This window comes from Paraburkholderia sp. HC6.4b (assembly GCF_014200875.1).
In the GTDB taxonomy this organism is placed as follows: Bacteria; Pseudomonadota; Gammaproteobacteria; order Burkholderiales; family Burkholderiaceae; genus Paraburkholderia; species Paraburkholderia tuberum.
The window spans coordinates 35142-55348 of record NZ_JACHDC010000022.1 but is presented as its reverse complement, the minus strand read 5'-3'; the positions used below and the strand labels follow the sequence as shown (position 1 = coordinate 55348).

The 20207-nt window shown below is 61.9% G+C and carries 22 protein-coding genes and 3 pseudogenes; 8 read left to right on the top strand and 17 right to left on the bottom strand.

The window, feature by feature from the left end; translation table 11 throughout:
- Positions 1-85: 85 nt before the first annotated feature.
- The 3 genes from HDG34_RS29820 to HDG34_RS29810 all read right to left on the bottom strand — a co-directional run bounded on the left by HDG34_RS29820 (position 86) and on the right by HDG34_RS29810 (position 2947).
- Positions 86-1234 carry a DSD1 family PLP-dependent enzyme gene (locus HDG34_RS29820; protein ID WP_184065180.1) on the bottom strand — a complete coding sequence of 383 codons (1149 nt, stop codon included), beginning with the start codon at positions 1232-1234 and terminating at the stop codon, positions 86-88.
- 34 nt (positions 1235-1268) lie between these two features.
- Complete coding sequence (locus HDG34_RS29815) at positions 1269-1943, bottom strand: HAD family hydrolase (protein ID WP_184065177.1); 675 nt, start codon at positions 1941-1943, stop codon at positions 1269-1271.
- A 98-nt stretch (positions 1944-2041) separates the two neighbouring features.
- Positions 2042-2947 carry a LysR substrate-binding domain-containing protein gene (locus tag HDG34_RS29810; RefSeq protein WP_184065174.1) on the bottom strand — a complete coding sequence of 302 codons (906 nt, stop codon included), beginning with the start codon at positions 2945-2947 and terminating at the stop codon, positions 2042-2044.
- A gap of 119 nt (positions 2948-3066) precedes the next feature.
- Here HDG34_RS29810 and HDG34_RS29805 point away from each other — a divergent pair, with 119 nt between their 5' ends.
- Positions 3067-4146, top strand: coding sequence for a hypothetical protein (locus HDG34_RS29805; RefSeq protein WP_184065171.1), 1080 nt, complete (start codon positions 3067-3069; stop codon positions 4144-4146).
- 37 nt (positions 4147-4183) lie between these two features.
- On the opposite strand, the pseudogene HDG34_RS39560 reads toward HDG34_RS29805, so the two are convergent.
- The 3 genes and pseudogenes from HDG34_RS39560 to HDG34_RS29795 form a co-directional block, all read right to left on the bottom strand.
- A pseudogene (locus HDG34_RS39560) lies at positions 4184-4270 on the bottom strand (3-dehydroquinate dehydratase); the annotation flags it as partial.
- Positions 4261-4416, bottom strand: a pseudogene (locus tag HDG34_RS39555) (Gfo/Idh/MocA family oxidoreductase); the annotation flags it as partial. The pseudogenes HDG34_RS39555 and HDG34_RS39560, both read right to left, overlap by 10 nt.
- A 51-nt stretch (positions 4417-4467) precedes the next feature.
- Complete coding sequence (locus tag HDG34_RS29795; protein WP_090806323.1) at positions 4468-5871, bottom strand: MFS transporter; 1404 nt, start codon at positions 5869-5871, stop codon at positions 4468-4470.
- A gap of 230 nt (positions 5872-6101) precedes the next feature.
- Here HDG34_RS29795 and HDG34_RS39550 point away from each other — a divergent pair.
- Positions 6102-6366: pseudogene (locus tag HDG34_RS39550) on the top strand (LysR family transcriptional regulator); the annotation flags it as partial.
- A gap of 40 nt (positions 6367-6406) precedes the next feature.
- Here the strand turns inward: HDG34_RS39550 and HDG34_RS29790 are convergent.
- The 4 genes from HDG34_RS29790 to HDG34_RS29775 form a co-directional block, all read right to left on the bottom strand.
- Positions 6407-7756, bottom strand: a complete 1350-nt coding sequence (locus HDG34_RS29790; protein WP_184065168.1) for an MFS transporter — start codon at positions 7754-7756, stop codon at positions 6407-6409.
- 51 nt (positions 7757-7807) lie between these two features.
- A complete protein-coding gene (locus tag HDG34_RS29785; protein WP_184065165.1) occupies positions 7808-8386 on the bottom strand; it encodes an isochorismatase family protein in 579 nt (192 codons plus the stop codon).
- A 45-nt stretch (positions 8387-8431) separates the two neighbouring features.
- Positions 8432-8884, bottom strand: coding sequence for a MarR family winged helix-turn-helix transcriptional regulator (locus HDG34_RS29780; protein WP_184065162.1), 453 nt, complete (start codon positions 8882-8884; stop codon positions 8432-8434).
- A 120-nt stretch (positions 8885-9004) separates the two neighbouring features.
- The gene (locus HDG34_RS29775; protein WP_184065159.1) at positions 9005-9652 is read right to left on the bottom strand and encodes a VTT domain-containing protein; all 648 of its coding nucleotides are present in this window, start codon (positions 9650-9652) and stop codon (positions 9005-9007) included.
- A gap of 150 nt (positions 9653-9802) precedes the next feature.
- Between HDG34_RS29775 and HDG34_RS29770 the strand changes: the two genes are divergently transcribed.
- A complete protein-coding gene (locus HDG34_RS29770; RefSeq protein ID WP_184065156.1) occupies positions 9803-10330 on the top strand; it encodes a GNAT family N-acetyltransferase in 528 nt (175 codons plus the stop codon).
- Between the two features lie 91 nt (positions 10331-10421).
- Here the strand turns inward: HDG34_RS29770 and HDG34_RS29765 are convergent, their stop codons facing one another.
- The 4 genes from HDG34_RS29765 to HDG34_RS29755 all read right to left on the bottom strand — a co-directional run bounded on the left by HDG34_RS29765 (position 10422) and on the right by HDG34_RS29755 (position 13437).
- Complete coding sequence (locus HDG34_RS29765) at positions 10422-11480, bottom strand: alkene reductase (protein ID WP_184065153.1); 1059 nt, start codon at positions 11478-11480, stop codon at positions 10422-10424.
- Positions 11481-11564: 84 nt separating this feature from the next.
- On the bottom strand, positions 11565-11867 hold the full coding sequence (locus HDG34_RS29760) for a helix-turn-helix transcriptional regulator (RefSeq protein ID WP_018424976.1): 303 nt from the start codon (positions 11865-11867) through the stop codon (positions 11565-11567).
- A 449-nt stretch (positions 11868-12316) separates the two neighbouring features.
- Positions 12317-12505 (bottom strand): hypothetical protein, encoded by a 189-nt coding sequence (locus HDG34_RS38725; RefSeq protein ID WP_260321386.1) that lies wholly within the window; start codon positions 12503-12505, stop codon positions 12317-12319.
- A gap of 635 nt (positions 12506-13140) precedes the next feature.
- Positions 13141-13437 carry a helix-turn-helix domain-containing protein gene (locus HDG34_RS29755; protein ID WP_184065150.1) on the bottom strand — a complete coding sequence of 99 codons (297 nt, stop codon included), beginning with the start codon at positions 13435-13437 and terminating at the stop codon, positions 13141-13143.
- Between the two features lie 149 nt (positions 13438-13586).
- Between HDG34_RS29755 and HDG34_RS29750 the strand changes: the two genes are divergently transcribed.
- From HDG34_RS29750 to HDG34_RS39930, 4 genes are all read left to right on the top strand, one after another.
- On the top strand, positions 13587-14027 hold the full coding sequence (locus tag HDG34_RS29750; RefSeq protein WP_184065147.1) for a hypothetical protein: 441 nt from the start codon (positions 13587-13589) through the stop codon (positions 14025-14027).
- 56 nt (positions 14028-14083) lie between these two features.
- Complete coding sequence (locus HDG34_RS29745) at positions 14084-14752, top strand: type IV toxin-antitoxin system AbiEi family antitoxin domain-containing protein (protein WP_260321385.1); 669 nt, start codon at positions 14084-14086, stop codon at positions 14750-14752.
- Between the two features lie 308 nt (positions 14753-15060).
- Positions 15061-15360, top strand: coding sequence for a PIN domain-containing protein (locus HDG34_RS29740; protein WP_221309303.1), 300 nt, complete (start codon positions 15061-15063; stop codon positions 15358-15360).
- Complete coding sequence (locus tag HDG34_RS39930) at positions 15347-15592, top strand: BPSL0761 family protein (RefSeq protein WP_311734883.1); 246 nt, start codon at positions 15347-15349, stop codon at positions 15590-15592. The genes HDG34_RS29740 and HDG34_RS39930 overlap by 14 nt, the downstream gene beginning before the upstream one ends.
- A gap of 39 nt (positions 15593-15631) precedes the next feature.
- Here HDG34_RS39930 and HDG34_RS29735 read toward each other — a convergent pair whose 3' ends face one another.
- Complete coding sequence (locus HDG34_RS29735; protein ID WP_184065137.1) at positions 15632-16399, bottom strand: HNH endonuclease; 768 nt, start codon at positions 16397-16399, stop codon at positions 15632-15634.
- Between the two features lie 26 nt (positions 16400-16425).
- On the opposite strand from HDG34_RS29735, the gene HDG34_RS29730 reads away from it, so the two are divergent.
- Positions 16426-17112 (top strand): hypothetical protein, encoded by a 687-nt coding sequence (locus tag HDG34_RS29730; protein ID WP_184065133.1) that lies wholly within the window; start codon positions 16426-16428, stop codon positions 17110-17112.
- 313 nt (positions 17113-17425) lie between these two features.
- Here HDG34_RS29730 and HDG34_RS29725 read toward each other — a convergent pair whose 3' ends face one another.
- Both HDG34_RS29725 and HDG34_RS29720 read right to left on the bottom strand, forming a co-directional pair.
- Complete coding sequence (locus HDG34_RS29725) at positions 17426-18562, bottom strand: beta family protein (RefSeq protein WP_311734882.1); 1137 nt, start codon at positions 18560-18562, stop codon at positions 17426-17428.
- Between the two features lie 10 nt (positions 18563-18572).
- Positions 18573-19931: an XRE family transcriptional regulator gene (locus tag HDG34_RS29720; RefSeq protein ID WP_221309302.1), complete on the bottom strand. Its 1359-nt coding sequence runs from the start codon at positions 19929-19931 to the stop codon at positions 18573-18575.
- Positions 19932-20207 lie beyond the last annotated feature (276 nt).

Genomic DNA, 20207 nt, shown 5'->3' with positions numbered 1-20207 from the left:
CTATGGGCGATGGATGATTCTGGCAGAAGGCGTTGGTTCTCCTTGAGTGTGCCGAGTGCGCCGGGCATGTTTTGAAGCCGCCGACCTACCAGCCGTAAAATCGCTGCCATTCGACGCTGCTGCCGTCCGGCGCAACCGCGTGATACTCGGGGAACTGCGCGCCGGTCGCACAAGCGTGGTTCGGCAGGATGCGCAGTTTCATACCGATCGGAAAGCGCTGCGCGATGTCTTCGGTCCGTGCATCGGCTCGCGCATCGGCCGGAACCGCCGCAAGAATCCCATGCTCCTGATTGGCGCCGCTCACGACATAGTCCGGCAGCAACGTGCCATTGAGCAAACACGGCTGCCCATAGCCGAAATCGTGCGACTGCCGCGACGTACCGCGATCACGGCTTAACGCCATCCAGCCCGCGTCGAGAATCGCCCAGCCTTTGTCTTCCTGATGACCGATCACGGTCGTGAGTACGCTAAGCGCGATGTCGTCGAGCGTGCAAACGCCCACGTTGTGCATGACCAGATCGAACAGCACGTAGACGCCGGCCCGCACCTCGGTGACGCCTTCGAGATGCCGCGCGGCGAGCGCGGTCGGCGTCGAACCGACGCTGACGGCCGGACACGCGATGCCCGCCTCGCGCAACCGTTCGGCGGCGCGCACGCAGCCCGCGCGCTCCTGCTCCGCGAGCGCGGCGAGCGCCTCAGGCGTATTCAACTCGTAGCTCGAACCCGCATGGGTCATCACGCCGCCGACCTTCACGCCGTTCTCGTGCAGAATCCGCCCGACGTCGAGCAGCGTCTGCTGTTCGGGCTGGATGCCCGAGCGATGTCCGTCTGTATCGACCTCGATCCAGACCTCGAACGTTTCGCCGTGCTGGTCGCCGAACGCGGCGATCGCCGTGGCGGCGGTCGGATTGTCGACCACGAGCTTCAGTTCGCAGCCCTGGCGGCGCAGCGCGAGCGCGCGCGGCAGCTTCGACGGAACCATGCTGACGGCGTACAGGATGTCGTCGACGCCGGCCGCGAAGAACGCTTCCGCTTCCTTCAGCGTCGACACCGTAATGCCGCGCGCGCCGGCGGCGATCTGCGCGCGCACGACGTCGATGCACTTGGTGGTCTTCACGTGCGGCCGGAACGCGACGCCGAGCGCATTCATCAGCCCCTGCATCCGCGCGATGTTCTTCTGCATCCGCGCGACGTCGATCAGCGCGGCCGGGGTTTCGATCTGTTCGAGTTTCATGTTTGCACCTGAGGAGCGAGGTGAGGTTGGAGATTCAGTGACGACGATCGCGGCCAAAGCCTGCGAGCCACGGCACCAGCCCCTCGAGCGAGGCCGCTTCGACCTCGGGCGCCTGCGCTCCCGTGACGAGCGGCAGGCCGACGTGGTTGTGCCAGTAAGTCCGCAAACCGACGGCCGCGGTGCCGAACATGTCGTAGCTCGAGCCGGCGACGAACGCGGCGCGGCGCGGCTCGACGCCGAGCTTGTCGAGCGCGAGGCGGTACGGTTGCGGGTCCGGCTTGTAGACGCCGGCTTCCTCGGCGGTCACGATCGCGTCCCAGCGCACGGGCAAGAGCGCGGCCGCCCGCGAGCCGAGCCGCGTCGAGCAATTGGTGACGATCGCGAGCTTGCAGTGCGGCGCGAGCGCGCGCAACGCACCGAGCGCGCCGGGCCACGGCGTCAGGTTCAGCCAGTTCGCCTCGAGCGCGTTCGCGGCCGATTCGGACAAACCGACTTGCGTGGCGGCCTCGCGCACCAGGTGTTCGTAGGGAACGTAGCGGCCGCAGCCGTATGTCAGACGCAGATAGGCGGCACGCCATGCGCGGCCCGCTTCGTCCGAGCCTGCCGCACGGTTCCATGAGGTCCACGAGTCGAGCAGGGCGGTTAGCAGGTCGAACAGGACCGCGTCGGGGTAGGCGGGGGTGTCGGTGGAATGGGCGGCGGCAGTCATGATTGCATGGGGCCGGCTGTTGAGGATGAGTCAATTATAGGTTTTCGATAGTACTTCAGCGTTCAGATAGATTGACTGTTAGATTCAGATGGACTGAATCACCGCCGCCACGGTGGCAACGGCCTGAAGCGGCCTTGCAGATACTGCATGAAATGGCGCGTGCGCGCGGGCAGTCCCGCCCGCTGATGCGTGAGCGCGATCACGTTCGCGTCCGGCGCTTTCCAGCCCGGCAGCAGACGCACGAGTTTGCCCTTCGCAAGATCCTCGGCGACGTCCCATTCGGAGCGCAGAATCACGCCGCGTCCCTCGCAGGCCCATTGGCGGATCACGTCACCGTCGTTGCAACTCAGATGCGCGGACACGCGCACGCTGCGGCGCGTGCGGCCCTTGCTGAATGGCCACAGTGACACGTCCTCATTGTTTTCGCGCAGCACGATGCACGGCAGCCGGCTCAACGCATCCGGCGATTCGGGCTGGCCGATTCGCCTGACGAGCGCGGGCGCCGCGCAGACGAAGCGCGCGTTCGGCGCGATCGTATAGCCGACCAGGTTCGACGGCGGCAGCTCGCCGATATGCACGACGATATCGAAGCGATCGAGCGTTTCGGTCAACGGCCGGTCGGACAGCGTCAGCGCGACGTCGATGTCGGGGTTCTGCTGCTGGAACTCGCCGATCAGCGGCGCCAGATGGCGTCGTCCGAAACCGAGCGGCGCGTTGATCTTCAGCGTGCCGACGAGGCCGCCGCGGCGCGTTTGCAGATCGTCGAACAGCGCGTCGAACTGCTCGATCAGTTCGGCGCCGCGCTCGCACAGCAGCAGGCCTTCGTCGGTGAATTGCAGGCGGCGCGCGCTGCGGTTCACGAGCTGCATGCCGAGCTTCTTTTCGAGTTGCTGCAGGCGCTGCGTGACCGCCGACGGCGACAGCGCGAGTCGGCGCGCGGCGGCGATCAGGCTGCCGCTCGCGCGCAGCGTGAGCAGGAAGCGGATATCGGCCGAATCGTTCATGGATGCGAGGTGGGTGCAATGGCGGGAGCGGGGAATCTCGCAGCATAATGCGTCCGGATCGATCACAGGGTAAAGTGGCGCTTCCAGTCTATTGATCCAATCATTGGAAGAGAAGTCCCATGCCGTTGCCTCATGAGTCGTCCGCGTACGACGCCACGCCCAATACTCCGCTGAAACAGGCGGTTTTTCTGCACACGGGCTGGCGCAGCGCGGGCACGTGGGTGTGGTCGCGGCTGCGCGAACACGAGCGCGCGGCCGGTTTTTACGAGCCGCTCAGCAATGTGCTCGCCGATCTCAAACCCGCCGACGTGCCCGCCTCGCGGCCGACCTTGACCTCGGGGCACCCGCCGCTCGCCGCACCCTACTTCGACGAATACCGCCCGTTTTTGCGCGAAGATACGCGCGGCGTGGCGGGTTACGACCGGCGCTTCAGCATCGATCGCTTTACGCGCGATCCCGATGCGACATTCCCGTCACTGCAGGCCTATCTGCACGCGCTGAGCGAGCACACGATCGAGCAGGGCCGCATACCCGTCTTCAAGTTTTGCCGCACGGGCGGTCGTCTGCCGTGGCTGAAGCGCGCGTTTGCCGAGGCGCTGCACGTGGGCGTGCTGCGCAATCCCGCATCGCAGTTCGCATCGGGTTGGATGCTGCGGCAGCAGTGGAGCAATGCATTCTTTGTCGCCGCGCCGTTTCGCGTGCTCGGTCTGAATCAGATGGACCCGCTGGTGCGCGAAGCGATCGGCGTGTGCGGCGTACGCCTGCCGCCGCTACCGTCGATGCCCGATGACGCGTATGCCGTCGCCTGCGAGCAATTCGCGCGCACGGTGGACAGCGACAACGCGTATCGCGCGTTCATTGCGTTGTGGATCCTCTGCGCGCTGCGCATGGGCGAGGGCGTCGATTTGCTGATCGATATGGAGCGGCTCGGCGAGTCGCGCGACTACGCGGCCGGTCTGCGCGCCGCGTTCGACGCGCAATGCGGCTTGTCGCCCGACTTCACGAGCGCGCGCGATCTGGTCGAGGAAACGCGCCGCGGCGCGGCGCGTATGACGGGCATCGACGGCGGCGCGTTGCGCGCCGTGCATTCCGCCGCGCTTAAATTCCTGAAGGCGCAGGCGGGCATCGACGCGGCCTTCGTCGAGGCGGTGCGCCAGAAGATGGTGCTGGCCAACGAGTTGACCGAAACATGGCGCTAGCCGCGCGAGTCCAGCGCCGCGCGGCGCATTCCCGTGGCTAGCCCGCCGCCGATACCGCCGCGCGCAGCCCGAGCAGATAGCTGTCCACGCCGAAGCCGCAAATCTGTCCTTTGACCAGAGCGGCACGCCCGCCTCGGCCGCGAGCGCGGCGGCCGCGGGCGACGGGTCGACGATCGCCGACAGCGTGCACGCGTCGCTTTGCTGCGCGACCGCCAGATGGGCGCGGCCGATGTACCCCACGCCGGCGACGGCGATCCGGGTGCGGTTCATGAGCGGGTTCCCTGAAAGTCCTGATCAAGACGCGTTAAAGGGCAAGCGGGCTCAAGCAGCGGCCTTTTTCGCGTCGGCCATGCTCTGCGCGCGCATTGCGTCGTAGCTGAGCTTGTCGAGCGGCACGACGTTCTTTTCGCCGAGGTCGCCAAGCCGCACACGGAAGTTCTCACGCGCGCTCCATGCGGCGATCGCGCAGACGATCGTGATGGCGAACGTGATCGCGCCGATCGTCAGCGGCACGTTGTGCGATCCCGGCGGCGCGACGTAGGCGAACAGCGCGGGCAGCAGCGCGGTGATCGTCGTGCCGATGTTCTGGCCGATCGCCATCGCGGAGACGCGCGAACGGGTCGGGAACAGTTCCGGGTAGAAGCTCGGGAAGATCGCGTTGTAGCCTTGATAGATGACGCCCCACATCAGGATCGACACCACCATCGCAAGCGGCACGTTGTGGATGCTGATCGCGTACAGATACGCGAAAGAAAGCAGCCCTGCGCCGAGCGCGCCGACGATGATCGGCAGACGCCGCCCGATCCGGTCGGACAGATTGCCCACGTACGGAATCACCAGCACCGCGACGATGTTGCCGATCACCGGAATCCACAGATACAGGCTCTTCGAAAAGCCGATGCCGTACGACGGCTGCACCGCGTACGCCGCGCCGAAGATCGTCGCGACGACCGGGATCACGTTCATCAGCGAGCACAGCACGACGCGCAGCATGTCGCCCCAGTTGTACTTGAATGCTTCGACGATCGGCGAGCGCGGCACGCCGCCGCTCGCGTCCTCCTTCTCGAACGCGGGCGTTTCCTCGACTTCGCGGCGGATGATGTACCCGGCGATCAGCACGACCGCGCTGAGCAGGAAGGGAATGCGCCAGCCCCACGCATTGAACGAGGCGTCGTTCATGAAATAGGCGAGCGGCAGGAAGATCGCGGCGGCCAGAATCTGGCCGGCCTGCACGCCTTGCAGCGTGAAGCTCGCGTAAAAGCCGCGTCGCCCGAATGGCGCGTGTTCGAGGATCATCGAACTGGCGCCCGAGATTTCACCAGCGACCGCGAAACCCTGGATCAGTCGCAGCACGACGAGCAGCACCGGCGCGAGAAAGCCGACGTGCTGATAGGTCGGCAGCAGACCGACCGCCATCGTCGACAGACCCATCAGGAACATGCAGACGAGCAGTACGTTCTTGCGCCCGTGTGTATCGCCCCAGTGCCCGAGCACGACCGCGCCGATCGGCCGCGCGACGTAGCCGACGCCGTAGGTTGCGAGCGATGCGACGATCGCGATCTTGGGATTACCGGAAGGGAAGAACAGCTGAGGAAAGATCAGGGCGGCGGCCTGCGCATAGATGAAGAAATCGTAGTACTCGAGTGCCGAGCCGATCCAGCCGCTGGCGGTAGCCTTGCGCGCCTGCGAGCTATGCCCGCTGCTTGCCGATGCGTTCGTTTGCATGACGTCTCCTGAATGGGAAATGTTTTTGTCAGCTTCTACGGCTGAATCATTGGCGCCTTTAAACGGGCGCCGCGCAAGCCAGGATTTTCCTGGTCTCGTTGCCGCGGTGCGGCACAACGGGATGGATCGACGCGTGTCACGAGCTGGCGCGGCGCACTCCGGGTTAACCACGGCCTGGGTGCGCCGGGCATTGCATTCAAACCGGCTTCAAACGACTGCCGCTTGCCCCACTGTTTCGCGGCCGCGACGACCGCTTCGGGGTCTGGCGCCTGAGCGGGCCGCATGGCGAAAGGAGCGTGAAGGTGACAGGCACGGTCGCGTCGAATCTGAGCGACATCGTCGTGCAGTGGGCGAAGGAGGGATACGGGAGTGTGCGCGGTGACGGCCGAGCGCTTGTCGTCGTCGGCGCGGATTCAGGTGTGCATCGAGTTTCTCAGGGAGCAGCTGACGCACGGACCGTGTGCACGGGTGACGCGCGGCGTGGGCGGACTCTGAGCTGCGCCTGCCAGGATCCGGTGCTCACACGCTTGCGCTTTTACACGCTCGAAGCCGTATCCTCTTCCGCCTCGTCCAGCTCGCTACGCTGAACCGTCGTTACGGAGTCGGGAACGACCGTGGTGGCCGTGACGGGCCGCGGATCTTCGATGCTGTAACGCAGGCGCCAGCCTTCGCGATAGAAACGCAGTTGCCGGTATCGCATCAGATAGACAAGTCCGACGAGCGCGGCGCCGAAGCCCGATGCAGCGCCGACGCCGAGCGCCCAGCGTGGCCCGAAACGGTCGGCGACCCAGCCGACCACCGGCGCGCCGAGCGGTGTGCCGCCGAGCGCGATCGCGAGCAGGATCGCGATCACGCGGCCGCGCATGGCCGGTTCGGTGGTCAGTTGCACGAGGCTATTGGTGGAGGTGGTGAAGGTCTGCGTCGACACGCCGATCGCGATCAGCACGATGCCGAACAGCACGTAGTTCGGCATCAGCGCAGCCGCCGTGCAGCCGACGCCGAACATCGCGCCGGCGCCGAGCAGCAGCCCCATGGTGGGCCGCGCGCGGCGCGCGGCGAGCAGAGCGCCGGTGACCGAGCCAATCGCCATCGTCGAGCTGAGCACGCCGTACTCGCCCGCGCCCGCACGGAACGCGGTGACGGACATCGTCGAGATGAAGATCGGGAAGTTCAGGCCGAAGGTGCCGATCAGGAACAGCATCAGGAGCGCCGCCTTCAGATCGGGGCGTGTCCAGACATATTTGAAGCCTTCGACGAAGCTGCCGCGCGAGCGCACATTGCGCGGCTTGATATGTAACTGGTCCAGCCGCAGCATGCGCAGTGCACCGAGCACGGCGACGAACGAAAGCGCGTTGATCAGAAACACCCAGCCACTGCCCACCGACGCGATCAACAGACCCGCGACCGCTGGCCCGAGCATGCGCGCGGCGTTGAACGACGTGGAGTTCAGCGCGACGGCATTCGCGAGATCGCGTTCGCCGACGAGGTCGGATACGAAGGTTTGGCGTGCGGGGGAATCGAACGCGGTCACGCAGCCGAGCAGGCCCGCGAATACGTAGACGTGCCATAGCTGCACGAGCCCCGTGACCGTGAGCAGACCGAGCGCGAGCGCCAGCGTACCCATTGCCGCCTGGGTCGCGAACAGCAGCTTGCGGCGGTCGAAGTGATCGGCCGCGTAGCCGGTGAGCGGCAGCAACAGCATCTGCGGTCCGAACTGCAGCGACATCACGATGCCCACCGCCGTCGCGTTGTGATGCGTAAGCTCGGTGAGCACGAGCCAGTCCTGCGCCGTGCGCTGCATCCATGTGCCGATGTTCGAGACGATCGCGCCGCTCGCCCAGACACGATAGTTGAATATGCGCAGCGAACGGAACGTGGTGCTCACGGCAGGGGTTTCCTCAACGCGGGGTGGGCCGCATGCGGGTAGCGGCCCGCTTCAATTCAGGCTTTCAGCGCGCGAACGTTCGAGCAGATCGAGCACTTCCCGCGTCGTGCCGGTTTCGCCGAGGCGCGGGAAGATGCGCGTGATGCTGTTGGTGTGCGCGTCGGCGTTCAGATCGGTCATCGCGTCGACGACGAGCGTGACGTTCAGGCCCGCCTCGCTCGCGAAGCGCGCGGTCGATTCGACGCCGATGCTGGTCGCGACACCGACGAGCACCACTTGCGTGACGCCTTGCTGTTGCAGATACGCGGCCAGGTCCGTGTTCGTGAAGGCGCCCCAAGTGCGCTTCGTGACCAGATGGTCCGACGGCTGCTGCTTCAGTTCGGGCAGAAGGTCGGCGAAGCCGGGCGGGAAGTCGGCGGAGCGGCGACCCTGGTCGGTGCGGCCCGGTGCGCCGGCGGTGACGTTCACGAGCACGACGGGCAGGCCGTGGCGGCGGAACGCATCGAGCAGCGTAACCGAGCGTTCGACGATTTCGCTGGCCGGATGGGGGGCGGTGGGCAGCGCGACGATGCCGCGCTGCAGGTCGACGACGACCAGTGCGGTTTGGGCGTCGAGAGTCGTGAGTGCCATGAAGTGCTCCTGCGAGTGGCGAGACGCGTGTGCGCGAATCGCGAGTTACAAATCGACGAGGCGTTTCAGCAGATCGACGCCCGTCGCGAGTTGTTGCTGTTCGGCTGCCGTGAAACGCGTTTGAATCGTGCGGTACAGCCAGTCTTCGCGTGCCGCGCGGCTTGCCTTGACCTTCTTGCGAAAGGAGGGTGTCAGCGACAGAACCGTCTGCCGTCCATCGTTAGGATCGGGCGTGCCGCTGACGAGCCCCGCGGCTTTCAGTACCGCGAGCGTTTCTCCCATCGACTGCGGCCGCATGCCGTGCGCACGCGCGAGCGAGGTGACGGTGGCCGGGCCTTCGCGTTCCAGCAAGTTCAGCACCTGCACCTGCGACGGCGTGAAGTCGCCGACATGCGACTCTTCGCGCAGACGCCGGCGCAGCTTGCCCGCCAGCACGCGCAGATCTTCGGCGAGCGTATGAAGTTCTTCCGGAGTAACTGCGGGAGGGGATTGGGTCATGCGGTGAACTCGTGCGATGACATGATGTGAAGGTTTCCTGATAAGGTTACCTTCGTATCTCGCCCGGGTCAAGTTTTGAGGTGGCGGGAGGCCGTACGCCGAAACGTCGCCACGATGGCCTCAGCGCGCCCGCATGCGCCGGTTGAAAAAGCGCCATACCGCTCCGCCGACGAGCATCGCACCGCCGAGCGCGAGGCCCAGCAACACCAGCGAACTCAGATGCTCGCGCACCACCGGCACGTTGCCGAACAGATAGCCGCCAGCGACCAGCGAGACCACCCACAGCGCCGCGCCCGCGGTGACGAACGCGACGAAGCGTGAGAACGTCATGCGCGACACGCCCGCGGCGAACGGCGCGAACGTGCGCACCACGGCGATGAACGGCGACAGCAGGAAGGTCAGGCGGCCGCGCGTCTCGCTGAACACGTGGGCGCGGCGCAGCGCATCGCGATTGAGCCAGTAGTAGTTGCGGATATAGACCTTGTCGCTGACCGCATGGCCGATCGCGTACCCGACGCTGCTGCCGGCCACCGTCGCGACGAACAGCACGGGCGCGATGATCCACACGTTCAACGCGCCGGTGGCCGCGAGCGCGCCGCAGATGAAGATCAGCGGATCGCCGGGCAGAAAGAACAGCGGCAGAAAACCGTATTCGACGAACACGACGACAAACAGCAGTGCGTAGATTGCCGTGCCGAACTGCACGATCAGCGCGCTCAGGTGCTGGTCGAGGTGCAGCGCGATCTGCAGCACATTCATCAGGTTCATCTTGGCGTGGCCTCGGGTGGCGTTCGGATGTGATGAGTGTAGTCCCGCGAGCGTGCGTGCAGGGCGCTTGCGCGAGTTTATGCCATATGCCGCTTGTCGATGTAGCGGTGCCGATGTCAAACTCGGGCGGTCTTCATCGGACGCAACGCCATGTCGCACGATTCCGCCATCACCTTCCGATTTGCCGCTTTGCACGATGCCGAAACGATTCGTGGCATCGAATTCGAAGCGGGCCTGCGTTTCGTCAGCGTCGGCATGACCGGGATTGCCGACGCGCCGCCTATGGCGCGCGAGGTCGTCGAGCGCAAGATCGAGGCGCGCGAGATCATCGTCGCGCTCGACCAGCAGACGATCTGCGCGGGCTTCGTGATGTTCGAGCCGCAGCCGACGCGCATCTACGTTCAGGAACTCGATGTGCTGCGCTCGCACGCGGGCAGGCGCATCGGCGCGGCATTGATCGAAGAGGTCGCGCGAATCGCGCGCGCGCGACAAATGACACAGCTGGTGCTGTCGACGTATCGCGACGTGCCGTGGAATGCGCCGTATTACCGACGGCTCGGGTTTCGCGATCTCGACACGTCGGAGCTCGACGCGGCGTTGCTCGCGCGGCGCGACGCGCATATCGCGCGCGGACTCGATGAATCGAAACGGGTGTTTATGCGGCGCGAGCTTGTCTAGCGCACCAAAAGCGGCGGGCGTGACTGGAATTCAGTCACGCCCGCCGCTTTGTCATTTCATACAGCGGACATGAGCCCGCTGTGGCTACCGATTACACCGTTTCGAGCGCCGGATAATCGGTGTAGCCGACTTCGCCGCGCGCATAGTACGTCGCCGGGACCGGCTTGTTCAGCGGCGCATCTTCAGCGAAGCGGCGCACCAGATCCGGATTCGCGATGTACAACTGACCCCAGGCCACCGCATCCGCTTCACCGGAGTCGAGCACCTGCTGCGCGCTTTCCCTGGTGAACTTCTCGTTCGCGATATACGGGCCGCCGAACGCTTCCTTCAACTGCGGGCCGAGGCGGTCGTCGCCGAGCGCTTCACGTGCCGCGATAAACGCGATCTTGCGCTTGCCGAGTGCGCGCGCGACATAGCCGAACGTTGCGGCCGGATCGGAATCGCCCATCGTGTGCGCGTCGCGGCGCGGCGCGAGATGCACGCCGACGCGGTTTGCGCCCCACACGCTGATGCACGCGTCGGTGACTTCGAGCAGCAGACGCGCGCGGTTTTCGATCGGGCCGCCGTAGGCATCGGTACGCTTGTTGGTGCTGTCCTGCAGGAACTGGTCGAGCAGATAGCCGTTCGCGCCGTGCACTTCGACGCCATCGAAGCCCGCGGCCTTGGCGTTTTCCGCGCCCTCGCGGAACGCTTCGACGACACCGGCGATTTCATCGAGCTCGAGCGCGCGCGGCGTCACGAACGGACGCTCAGGACGCACGAGGCTCACGTGACCACCCGCCGCGATCGCGCTCGGCGCGACCGGCAACTCGCCGTTCAGGAACAGCGGATCCGAAATACGGCCGACGTGCCAGAGCTGCAGGAAGATCTTGCCGCCCGCCTCGTGCACGGCCTGCGTGACGAGCTTCCAGCCTTCGACCTGCTCCTGCGACCAGATGCCCGGCGTTTCGGCGTAGCCGACGCCTTGCGGCGTGACCGATGTCGCTTCGCTGAGGATCAGACCGGCGCTCGCGCGCTCGGCGTAGTAGCGCGCCATCAACGCGTTCGGCACGCGGATTTCCTCGGCGCGCTGACGCGTGAGCGGCGCCATGATGATGCGGTTCGGCAGCGTGATATCGCCAATTTGCAGCGGATCGAAAAGAGTCGGCATAAGAGTTCACCTTTGGCGGCGGGCAAGGCCCGAGCCTCAAAAAAACTGCGTGAAAAAGGAAGCGCGGCGATGCGAATGCGGCGCTCAGAGCTTCGTGTTCATGTATTCGAGGAACGCCTGAATGACGGGCTCGTTGCGTTTGAAAAACACCCATTGACCAACCCGTTTCGACGTGACGAGCCCCGCGCGCTGCAACGCGGCCAGGTGCGCCGACACGGTGGACTGCGACAGACCACAGCGCGAGTCGATCTTGCCCGCGCACACGCCGTGGTCGAGCGGCAACTCCTGATCGGCAAAATGCGCGTGCGGCTCGCGCAGCCAGCCGAGAATCTCCCGGCGGACCGGGTTGGCCAGCGCTTTGTGGATCGCGTCGAAATCGGGCGTCATGTGGATGGTTTTCAGGTGATTCGGCAACCGGCACGCCGCATGGCGTGCGCGACATGCATCGCTACAGAACGAATCATATATCGGAACTTAACGATATTGGTGAAAACACTACTGCGGATGGGGCGATAGGTCTGGGCATGCATGAAAGCCTGCACTTCTGCCGAACTATTTATTTCGCACAAAAAGGCCTGAACTTCTTATGCCGCATTGTGAAAATCACCCGTAGACGACTGTTTTGATTGAATAAATCTCCGAGTGGTATGAGGATCGCACACCCGATATTGACGCGGGCGATCCGCCGGGCCCGAGAGAATATAAATTAGGTTTGCGAAATAAAAGGCTGCACTTGTTAGCGGGGGTGAGGCTTTGCTGGATTGTTGCGATGAACCCTGGTATGACAGATGGCAATTTGTGCGCACGTCTGTTTGATATGCAAACGCGTTCCATCGTCACCAGCTCGCAAGGGGATCGCCGTAAAATTCCTGTCGTGCCACATCGAGTACCCATGCCGGATCTTTTGCAAAGACTTCTGCTGGCAAGGTGCCGTCGAGAAGCGCGTGCGGCGAATACAGCCAAAATGCCCGTCTCCACCCGCTACGATCGCCATCATCGGGTAGGATCGAAAGCAGTTCGGCCACTTCCGGTCGCAGCCTCCGAGCAAACGGCTTGGCGCATCCAGTCTGACGACACAAGACGATTGACGCGACACAGAGTCTTCGCACTGGCGCATCGCATGGTCCGCCTAGGTTTGAAAGCGGTCTCTAGGCATCGCGCGCAATGGCCATTGTCGATGCGAGTGAGTTGGCGGCTCGTTTCGAAGTAATGCGATAGCTAATCAGGTGAGTTCAAAGCTAAACCGGGCGAGGGCGTCCCATGCCCGTCCGCCCCTTACCAAAGCGATGTTGTTGACGATGAACGTGGCGTCGGTGCGCGAGCGGGCACTGTCCTACTATCTCGCGCTTGTCGCGTGTCGCGACGGGCTCGTTCGCTTCTCGTCCGACGCCGGCAGGCGGTTGCACAGGTCCCTGAGCGGATTGCCGACCCATGCCCGATCGTCGTTGCTGAGTCGCTGCGACTGTTCAGCTATCTTGAGGCTCACGTCGATCGCACGATCGGAGCCGCGTCGAAGCAACGTGGCAATCGAGATTCCGTATAACTCTGCCAGTTGAATCGGCCGGGCGACGGTCGGCCAGTTCGCACCGCGCTCGAACTGGCCTACTAGGCTTCGATCCGTGCACGGAGATTCGATGCCGGCCGGAGTTGGTCAACAGTATCAGAAGCTGGCAGCGTCGTAGCGCTCGAGTTCATCCATTTCCGCAAGCACCCGCTCTTTCATTTCAAGCTTTTCGTTCGGGGTCTGGTCGACGGTGTAGGCATAAATCAGCAGCGTCAACGGGTGGACGCCGATGCCACCGGCAATCTCGTCGAGTTTCTCAAGGGTCGGCGCTTGCAGGCCACGTTCCAGCGCGCTCAGATAGGTCCGGCTTGAGACCGTCAGGGATTCCTGGGACACACGACGCATTTTGCGTGCTGCCCTTAATGCCCGCGCAAGACCGTGACGGATCGACATTTATTGCTGCATGACAGAAAACCTAAATGTCGTCGGCTGCACACTATTACGCTACAATTGATAATGTGCAATATGTAACATGACGAATCCGCGACAAGGCGCATTGATGCCGCAGGTCGCGGGCACTTCAATCGGGTTCGGCTGCTTCAATGTTTTTTACCAAGCCACAGTGGCGCGCTCCGTACAGGATCGTCGGCGAGGCGTCTGATTACTGGCAGATCGCCGGGGTCTCACATCTCTCAACGACGTTTGTGGTCCGATCGGCCCACGTTGAACGTGATGAGCCGGACGCTTATTCGTTCGTTGTCGCGCAGGCAGACGCGCTGCTTCCGCTGCTTGAGAGTTTTGTATTGGCGCCGCCACGCGTATTTGCAATCGACTGGGACAGAATGATCCCGGTCTTCAGCCTTTGGTCGTGCCGTGAAAAGGGCAGGTCAAAGTTCGAATTTATGGCATATGGAGACGAGAGCGGGATTTTGCGTTCGTGTGATCCTCTGCGATCAGATCCGAACCGGCTTCGGATACGCACGCTACTGTGGGAGCGCCTGGACACCGACGCCACCATGAAACCTGCACTGACTTCGGTTTAATCGTGGCGTTGCAGCCTCCGTCGCCTGGCAGTATGCCTGCCGCATCGGAAGTGGAGTTGACCCTCGTCGATTTTGCGCATGTAATCCAGTATCTGATGGACCATGCTCCCCGTTCCGAGCCGCTGGGGCAGAGGTACTTCACCTCGCTTGGCTTTGGCGCCTCAATCGTTCTCAGGTTGGTCAACGATGGTTGGCTACGCGTCCTTTCGCCTGATACGTATCTGTTGCGTGGCGATTCCCCTTCGCTGCATGGCACTCTCGCGTACCTGTCGCACTCGATAGCCGGACTTCATGTTGGCGGGCGAGCAGCGCTTTCCTGGCGGGGCGTGCTCCATAACATCTACTTTCGAGAGAGAGTCGACATTTGGGGTGCCGGCTATTCTTCCTTGCCCTCATGGGCGGTGGAGACATTCCGTCTCTCTTACCACCCTTCATATTTATTTGACAGGCGTATGCCGTCCGATTATGGACTTGCGCCGCTGCCTTTCCAACGGGAAGACATCCGCGTGTCCGTCGTTGAGCGGGCAATCATTGAGCATTTCGCCATTGCATTAGACGCCGCGTCGCAGGAAGACCTGCAGAATCTGATCGCAAGTTTAAGATCGCCCAGGCCGAACATACTGCAAGTTCTGTCAGATTACTGCGTCCGCAGAGACGTGATTCAGGTAATCAAGTCGATGGGCGAACTTGAAGGTTATGAATGGGCGGACCGGTTGACGGCTTAGCAGCGTATTTCGTGGCAGTCGGGCAAGCGATCAATTTAACCATGGTGTAATGTATCTTCCAGCTGCATCTTGATGGTTCAAAGTCGCAGTCAGGCTGCGCAATTCGTCGCCGAACAACATAGGTTAAAGATGCCGAAAGGACTACCGAGTGCCGCCCAGCTCTGGAACGGAGAAGTTTCGTTCTTCTCGATTGACACGAACCTGATTCAAAAAGCTGGCTACAATTTTGAGCAGGGAGGGTCTCCCCTGAGACGATGTTCAAGGGTCTTTCCGTTGAGGAGTTCGCGGCCTCCAGTTTCCGAACGCGTGTGGAGAACTACGTCAAGCGCACGAGGGGCAGTATCCTCGCGATCCAGGGTGAAGATCTCGCGGAGCGCGTCTTCCAGCTGTACTTTTCAGAATCGCCACCGTTCGCAGAACGTAAGGAAAAGAAGGCCGAGTTTCCCGATGCGGTCTGCCTGCTGTTGCTGGAAGACCATGTCGGCAGCAGTGAGCACGATGACGACGTGCAGTTCGTCTGGGACCAATGGTGCCTCGTCAATGAGGTCGCCGATTTTAAGGACGTAACGAGCGAGTTCTGCTCGGCGGTTGGCTATGACAATGCCTGATGAGCGCACTCGGGGGGTATTCGGGGCGCGCGAACTGCTCTTCACGCTCGCGCAAGGGCCCGGTGCCTATTCTGCTGATCCGGTGCGGACGTTGGCGAAGGCGTTGCTACGTCACTATCCACTTGAAGTCGACGTCGCCGTCTCTGCTTTAGCGTTACCGAACGTTTGGGCGAGCGCGTCAAACTGGAGGCGCGACAGCCTCCAGCCACGACGGGATAGGCGAAAAATTTAGCTCGCCGTTTCGGCGGCGTCGTCGCCATCGCACGTATCGTCAGCCTTCCAGCGCTTCCTCGTGCGCCACAAAAAGATCATGGTGCAGCTTCAGCGAATCAGATGACGGCTGCTCTTTGTCGTCAGCGGGAAGCACGGCGAGGCGGCGCCCGCGATATTGTGCATATTCCGTCCACTCCAAAGACCGCGAGACGGCCACGCGACAATTTGTATCCACCGCCATCAGATGCAGGTCGAAGAGCGTGTGGATGTCCGAGCGCAACAGTATTCCGTTGCTGGTGGCGTAGTTTGTCTCGACCGAATGAGGGACAATGTGCGCCGCCTCAAGCAGCGATACCACCGTTGAACCGCTGACGGCGCAGGTGCCGTTGTATGCGCGCAAGAGCCTGTCCCGAAAATCTGGCTGCCCGCGCCGCCTCCTGATTGCGACAAGTTGTAGTTCCTCCCCGTCCTGCCCACTGTCGCCGATGCTGGCTGCCTGCGCGTCTTCCTCCGATTGTCTGTCGTCAGTTTCAACTTTCCTTTCCACGCCGCCCTCCCAGGCCTCCGATGCGGCATCTTGAAAGCGACGAAAGTCAACATGCCGGTTCTCAAGGCTGTGGCCCGTTACACGCCATCCAGCGCGCTGCCAGGCGTCCGCCCAGACGTGCGTGCTTCCAACGGTCGTGTTGCTCCAGAAAGGCGGGTGGTCGTAGGCCGAGCGAGGCAAGGGTGATGGAAGGATCCGGTTAATCTCGTCGAAGGTAAGTCGGACAGACTTGTTGGGCAGGTCGCGCAGGTAAGTTTCGAGAGAGTCGTATTTCGCCATTGTGGGTCGCGCTCATAGAGCGGTGCGTGAAGGATTTCAGGGAAGACAGCATAATGGCAAACTGCGGTCCGGCGGAAAGGCAATCTGCGTTCGACTTGTCCCCGTTGATGATCATCGGCGAAATCGACCTGTTTGGCCTCAGCGTAGATTCAAGACGTTTGAAGATCGGCCGCGGGCACGAACTATCTAACCACGGGGGCGGTATGCTGGAAGCAGGGAAACAAATAATCGAGACGCTGCGCGCTCAAATTGCACAGATCGAAGCCAAACATCAGGATCGAGCTGTCGTTCTTATCGAATCGCCGTCGAGAGTAGCTGTCTCAAGCATGAGATCTGGTGGTCAGCTTCAGAAGCACTTGCTGGAGCGGCTAGCGTTGCATCCGGATGGGACCATCTGGTTCAACACGGTGCCGGGGACGCGGGCTAATAACTCCGGCGTCTGGAGCCCGTCGACGATGCAAATCGGCGTGTCGGATATGCAGCGGAACGACCTGCCGCGGCCGGCGCCAGAGCGCGTTCAGGTTACAGGCATTCCGGATATCATAGCGGCCCTCGCGGAATGGGCAAAAGGGAACAACTCGATCACCGCACAAGAGAAGGCGGCACTCGAACGTTCCCTGCAACAGTTTGGCTTCATATCGCTAAATGTGGCCGGTCGACTCGCGCTGACCGTGCCTGGTCATCAGGAGTTGAAGACATGGGGGCTTGCTTGAGTGCTTGCAGGTCGTTATGGACGGTGGAGCGGTCGTTTGCTCGCCTTCCGGCCATAAAGTCTGCGGGCAAGGGCATCAGATAGTCACCTGCAGTGACGGTCTTACGGGTGCCGGGTCCTTCCGAATGAGCCTTGCTGCCCGCTCCCGCCTGTCTCCGTCCTATCGCATCCTCAGATGTTCATCAGTTGAGGCCATTCTTCGACGCGCTGCGTATGAAGACGAAGTTCGGCAGGAGCACATATTCGGACTGCCACGGCGCAGCATGTCGCTACGCCCGCGCGTCCGCAGCTAGGAGCACCAGCGAAAAAACGGGTTACTCAAGCAAAACCAACTGCGAGCCAGAATCCTGCACGGAAAGCTCTTCGATGGAGATGCCTCGCACATTCGCAACATCGACGACAACACGCGTTAAGTGATGTGTCGTGTTGACCTGCCGCCAGATGGTCGAGTTGCCAGGCCCGTCCTGTCCTTGAGCGGTGAGGGCGATATATGCATCGGCCGTCGAGAACTGCGCCCCTGCGAAATGCCCGCTTGCAACGATTCGCGCGCAGATTTCTTCCATGACCGTTTTATCCGAGCCGGCCTTACCGCCCCGCGCAATCAACCATGCGGACTCGGTGGTGTAACGGTAGTGGCGAATCGCTTTTCCGCCGCTACCCCCGAAGACCATTTTCGCGCAATCGGCCGCATAGTCGCCGAAAATCACGTGTTCTGCCGTTGCAGGGTCGAAGCTTACGGCCTGCCGCCAAGCGGCCCACTCATTGCGAGGCCAAAGTTCACTAGCGCCATGCTCAGCGGGGTTCTTCTCAGGATAGTTCGTCCCCTGGAAGATGATGTGCCGCCATTGCCCGAGGTCTTGGAGCAGTTCCAGCGCCCCGCCGATAATAGGCGCTACCAGATCCGGTGCAGAAAAATCGGAATCGGAGAAGTCGGCAATGACTGCACAATCAACGGCTTGCAAACCCAATTGCTCGACAGCGCGAGAAAGCGTTAAACCAAATTCTGGCCCCACCATCTCGCCGGAACTGACGCAGAAGGAGAATTTCAAATCGTCTTCTTCCGCGATGGACTCCTTGAACGCGTCCATCTCAAGATCGCCCAGATCTGCAAGCCTCGCCATTGGAATGGCTTTCACGTGCAGGCTTCTTGCACGGCGGAACATCTGCGGTAGCCACGACGCGAGGTTGTCTCTTCCGCGTTCGGCGATGAGGTAGGTCGAATCAATAATCGCAGGGCGATTAAGCCAATGCCGGGACAATAGTCCGCCGACGTCAGGTGTGTCGTCGAGCAAAAAAAGCTCGGGCTGATCGTCGTCTCTTTCGCTAGGCGGCGGCACGATAAAGCGAGGGAGGACATGTGCAGCAACATCAGGCGCCAGTTCCCGGACGCCGCTCAGTTCGCCCGCTTTCATGCGCAATGCCGGGCAATACAAGATCTTATTTCCCTTCACTAACAACCTCCTAGGGCTGCGAAAGTAGTTGCCTGCGTACCTTGTTGCGACCAATTTTGTCCGAAAACAGGGCGTAGTTTTTTCGCTCCATGCGAATACGCCCAAAAACAATTGCGGGAGAGATTCCTAACTGATCAGCAAAACGCTCGATAGGATCAGCTGTTTTAGCAATGCGCGCCGGGGAGCGCGACCATAGTTCTTCGGGAATGAGCATGTTTGACGCAAAGCGATTCGCTTCCTCTTCAAACTCGTCAACTTCCACACTTTCGACGTCATCGAAAAACCCCGCTGCCAAGCCTGTCCTGTAATGCAAAATCACGTGGCCGACTTCGTGCATCAACGTGAACCAGAAATTATCCAGTGCATCGCGTAGAAGCGTCAGGCCGATGACCGGGATATGGTCGACCAGGAAGGCAGCTCCATCTACGTTCATCCCCGGGATGTTGCGTTCCGCGATCAAAACGATACCGTGCTGCCTGAGGAGGTCACCCGCCTGCGCCGGTCCGTCGTCTAACTTGCTCAGTCGAACCAGGTCTTTGAGCCATGACACGTCGAGCGGCCGGTATTTGAGTTTGTCGCGATCAATAACAGCCTTCGCTTTGCGCGTTACTTGGGCTTTCCAGGATAGTAACGTCCAATCCTCGGAGTGATGCTTGACGTTGAGACCGGTGCGAAGCAAGGAGGGGGTGCCATGCATCTCGACATGCTCCGCGACATGCTTGACCAACTGGCTGATGCCATTCTCGTCAGATCCGTTGTCGCCTTGAAGCCACCCGTGCGCACGTGCGTGTTTGAGCACCTTTTGCGCTTCTGCTGGCGAAACTTCGAACGAAGGCGCCCAGCGGTTCTCATTGACTGGCCGGATATCTGCAGCCAAATCCACGTCGAGGGCTCGCGCGACTCGTATGTAGCCGGCGAGGCTGATAGACCGATAACGCTCAGATTCGTACCGCTGAATTGCCTGCTCCCGTAAACCGAGTTTTCGGGCAAGGTCTTTCTGCGACCAGTCCTTGGCGATACGCGCAACTATTAAGACCTCGCCGAGATCGTTTTCAGCCTTGCGTTTCAGCAGTTCAAAATCGCCTTCTTTCGCGTTCTGGTAGGCCGCCAATATTTCGGCTAACTCCTGCCGTTCAGTCGAAAGCGAGCGCCGGACTCCATCAATCACCTCCCTCGGCAATCCTTCAACAATCGACTTGAGGGTTTGCTCCGAAGACAACGCTTCGCCAATCTGTTCGATTAGGGCTGCCGTTTCGCGGGCTTGCCGTTCATTAGAAATCAGGGTAACAGGAGACATGAGCGAATTGTACACTACAAATATGTTGTGTTCCGAGGACTTCTGGGCAACCGAATGAAAATTCAATTCCATTTCAGTTTGCTTTCGATCATGCCGAGCCATCGCGCGGTCGTCGCAGGTGCCGGACAGCGGTGCGCCGGCACCGTCCGGTTAGTCGTCGTCCTGCTGCACCTTGCGCCATCGCTCCGCGGCCCTAACGACGAGCATTTCACGGAACGGGAGACTCAGATGCGAGAATGGCAGTGACTCACCCTTGACGGGTCGCGCCCGATACACACGCGAACGATTCGTCAGTGCGCTCTGCTTGCGGAGAACCCGCGGTATCATGCTTGCCGCCGATTAGCAACT

Bases quoted from the DNA above. Each gene is read 5' to 3' on its own strand.
- HDG34_RS39930 (WP_311734883.1), top strand. From the start codon at position 15,347: ATGACAATGCCTGATGAGCGCACTCGGGGGGTATTCGGGGCGCGCGAA.
- HDG34_RS29785 (WP_184065165.1), bottom strand. From the start codon at position 8,386: ATGGCACTCACGACTCTCGACGCCCAAACCGCACTGGTCGTCGTCGAC.
- HDG34_RS29780 (WP_184065162.1), bottom strand. From the start codon at position 8,884: ATGACCCAATCCCCTCCCGCAGTTACTCCGGAAGAACTTCATACGCTC.
- HDG34_RS29820 (WP_184065180.1), bottom strand. From the start codon at position 1,234: ATGAAACTCGAACAGATCGAAACCCCGGCCGCGCTGATCGACGTCGCG.
- HDG34_RS29805 (WP_184065171.1), top strand. From the start codon at position 3,067: ATGCCGTTGCCTCATGAGTCGTCCGCGTACGACGCCACGCCCAATACT.
- HDG34_RS29760 (WP_018424976.1), bottom strand. From the start codon at position 11,867: ATGACGCCCGATTTCGACGCGATCCACAAAGCGCTGGCCAACCCGGTC.
- HDG34_RS29810 (WP_184065174.1), bottom strand. From the start codon at position 2,947: ATGAACGATTCGGCCGATATCCGCTTCCTGCTCACGCTGCGCGCGAGC.
- HDG34_RS29795 (WP_090806323.1), bottom strand. From the start codon at position 5,871: ATGCAAACGAACGCATCGGCAAGCAGCGGGCATAGCTCGCAGGCGCGC.
- HDG34_RS29755 (WP_184065150.1), bottom strand. From the start codon at position 13,437: ATGTCGATCCGTCACGGTCTTGCGCGGGCATTAAGGGCAGCACGCAAA.
- HDG34_RS29815 (WP_184065177.1), bottom strand. From the start codon at position 1,943: ATGACTGCCGCCGCCCATTCCACCGACACCCCCGCCTACCCCGACGCG.
- HDG34_RS29735 (WP_184065137.1), bottom strand. From the start codon at position 16,399: ATGGCGAAATACGACTCTCTCGAAACTTACCTGCGCGACCTGCCCAAC.
- HDG34_RS29770 (WP_184065156.1), top strand. From the start codon at position 9,803: ATGTCGCACGATTCCGCCATCACCTTCCGATTTGCCGCTTTGCACGAT.
- HDG34_RS29750 (WP_184065147.1), top strand. From the start codon at position 13,587: ATGTTTTTTACCAAGCCACAGTGGCGCGCTCCGTACAGGATCGTCGGC.
- HDG34_RS29765 (WP_184065153.1), bottom strand. From the start codon at position 11,480: ATGCCGACTCTTTTCGATCCGCTGCAAATTGGCGATATCACGCTGCCG.
- HDG34_RS29775 (WP_184065159.1), bottom strand. From the start codon at position 9,652: ATGAACCTGATGAATGTGCTGCAGATCGCGCTGCACCTCGACCAGCAC.
- HDG34_RS29720 (WP_221309302.1), bottom strand. From the start codon at position 19,931: ATGGAATTGAATTTTCATTCGGTTGCCCAGAAGTCCTCGGAACACAAC.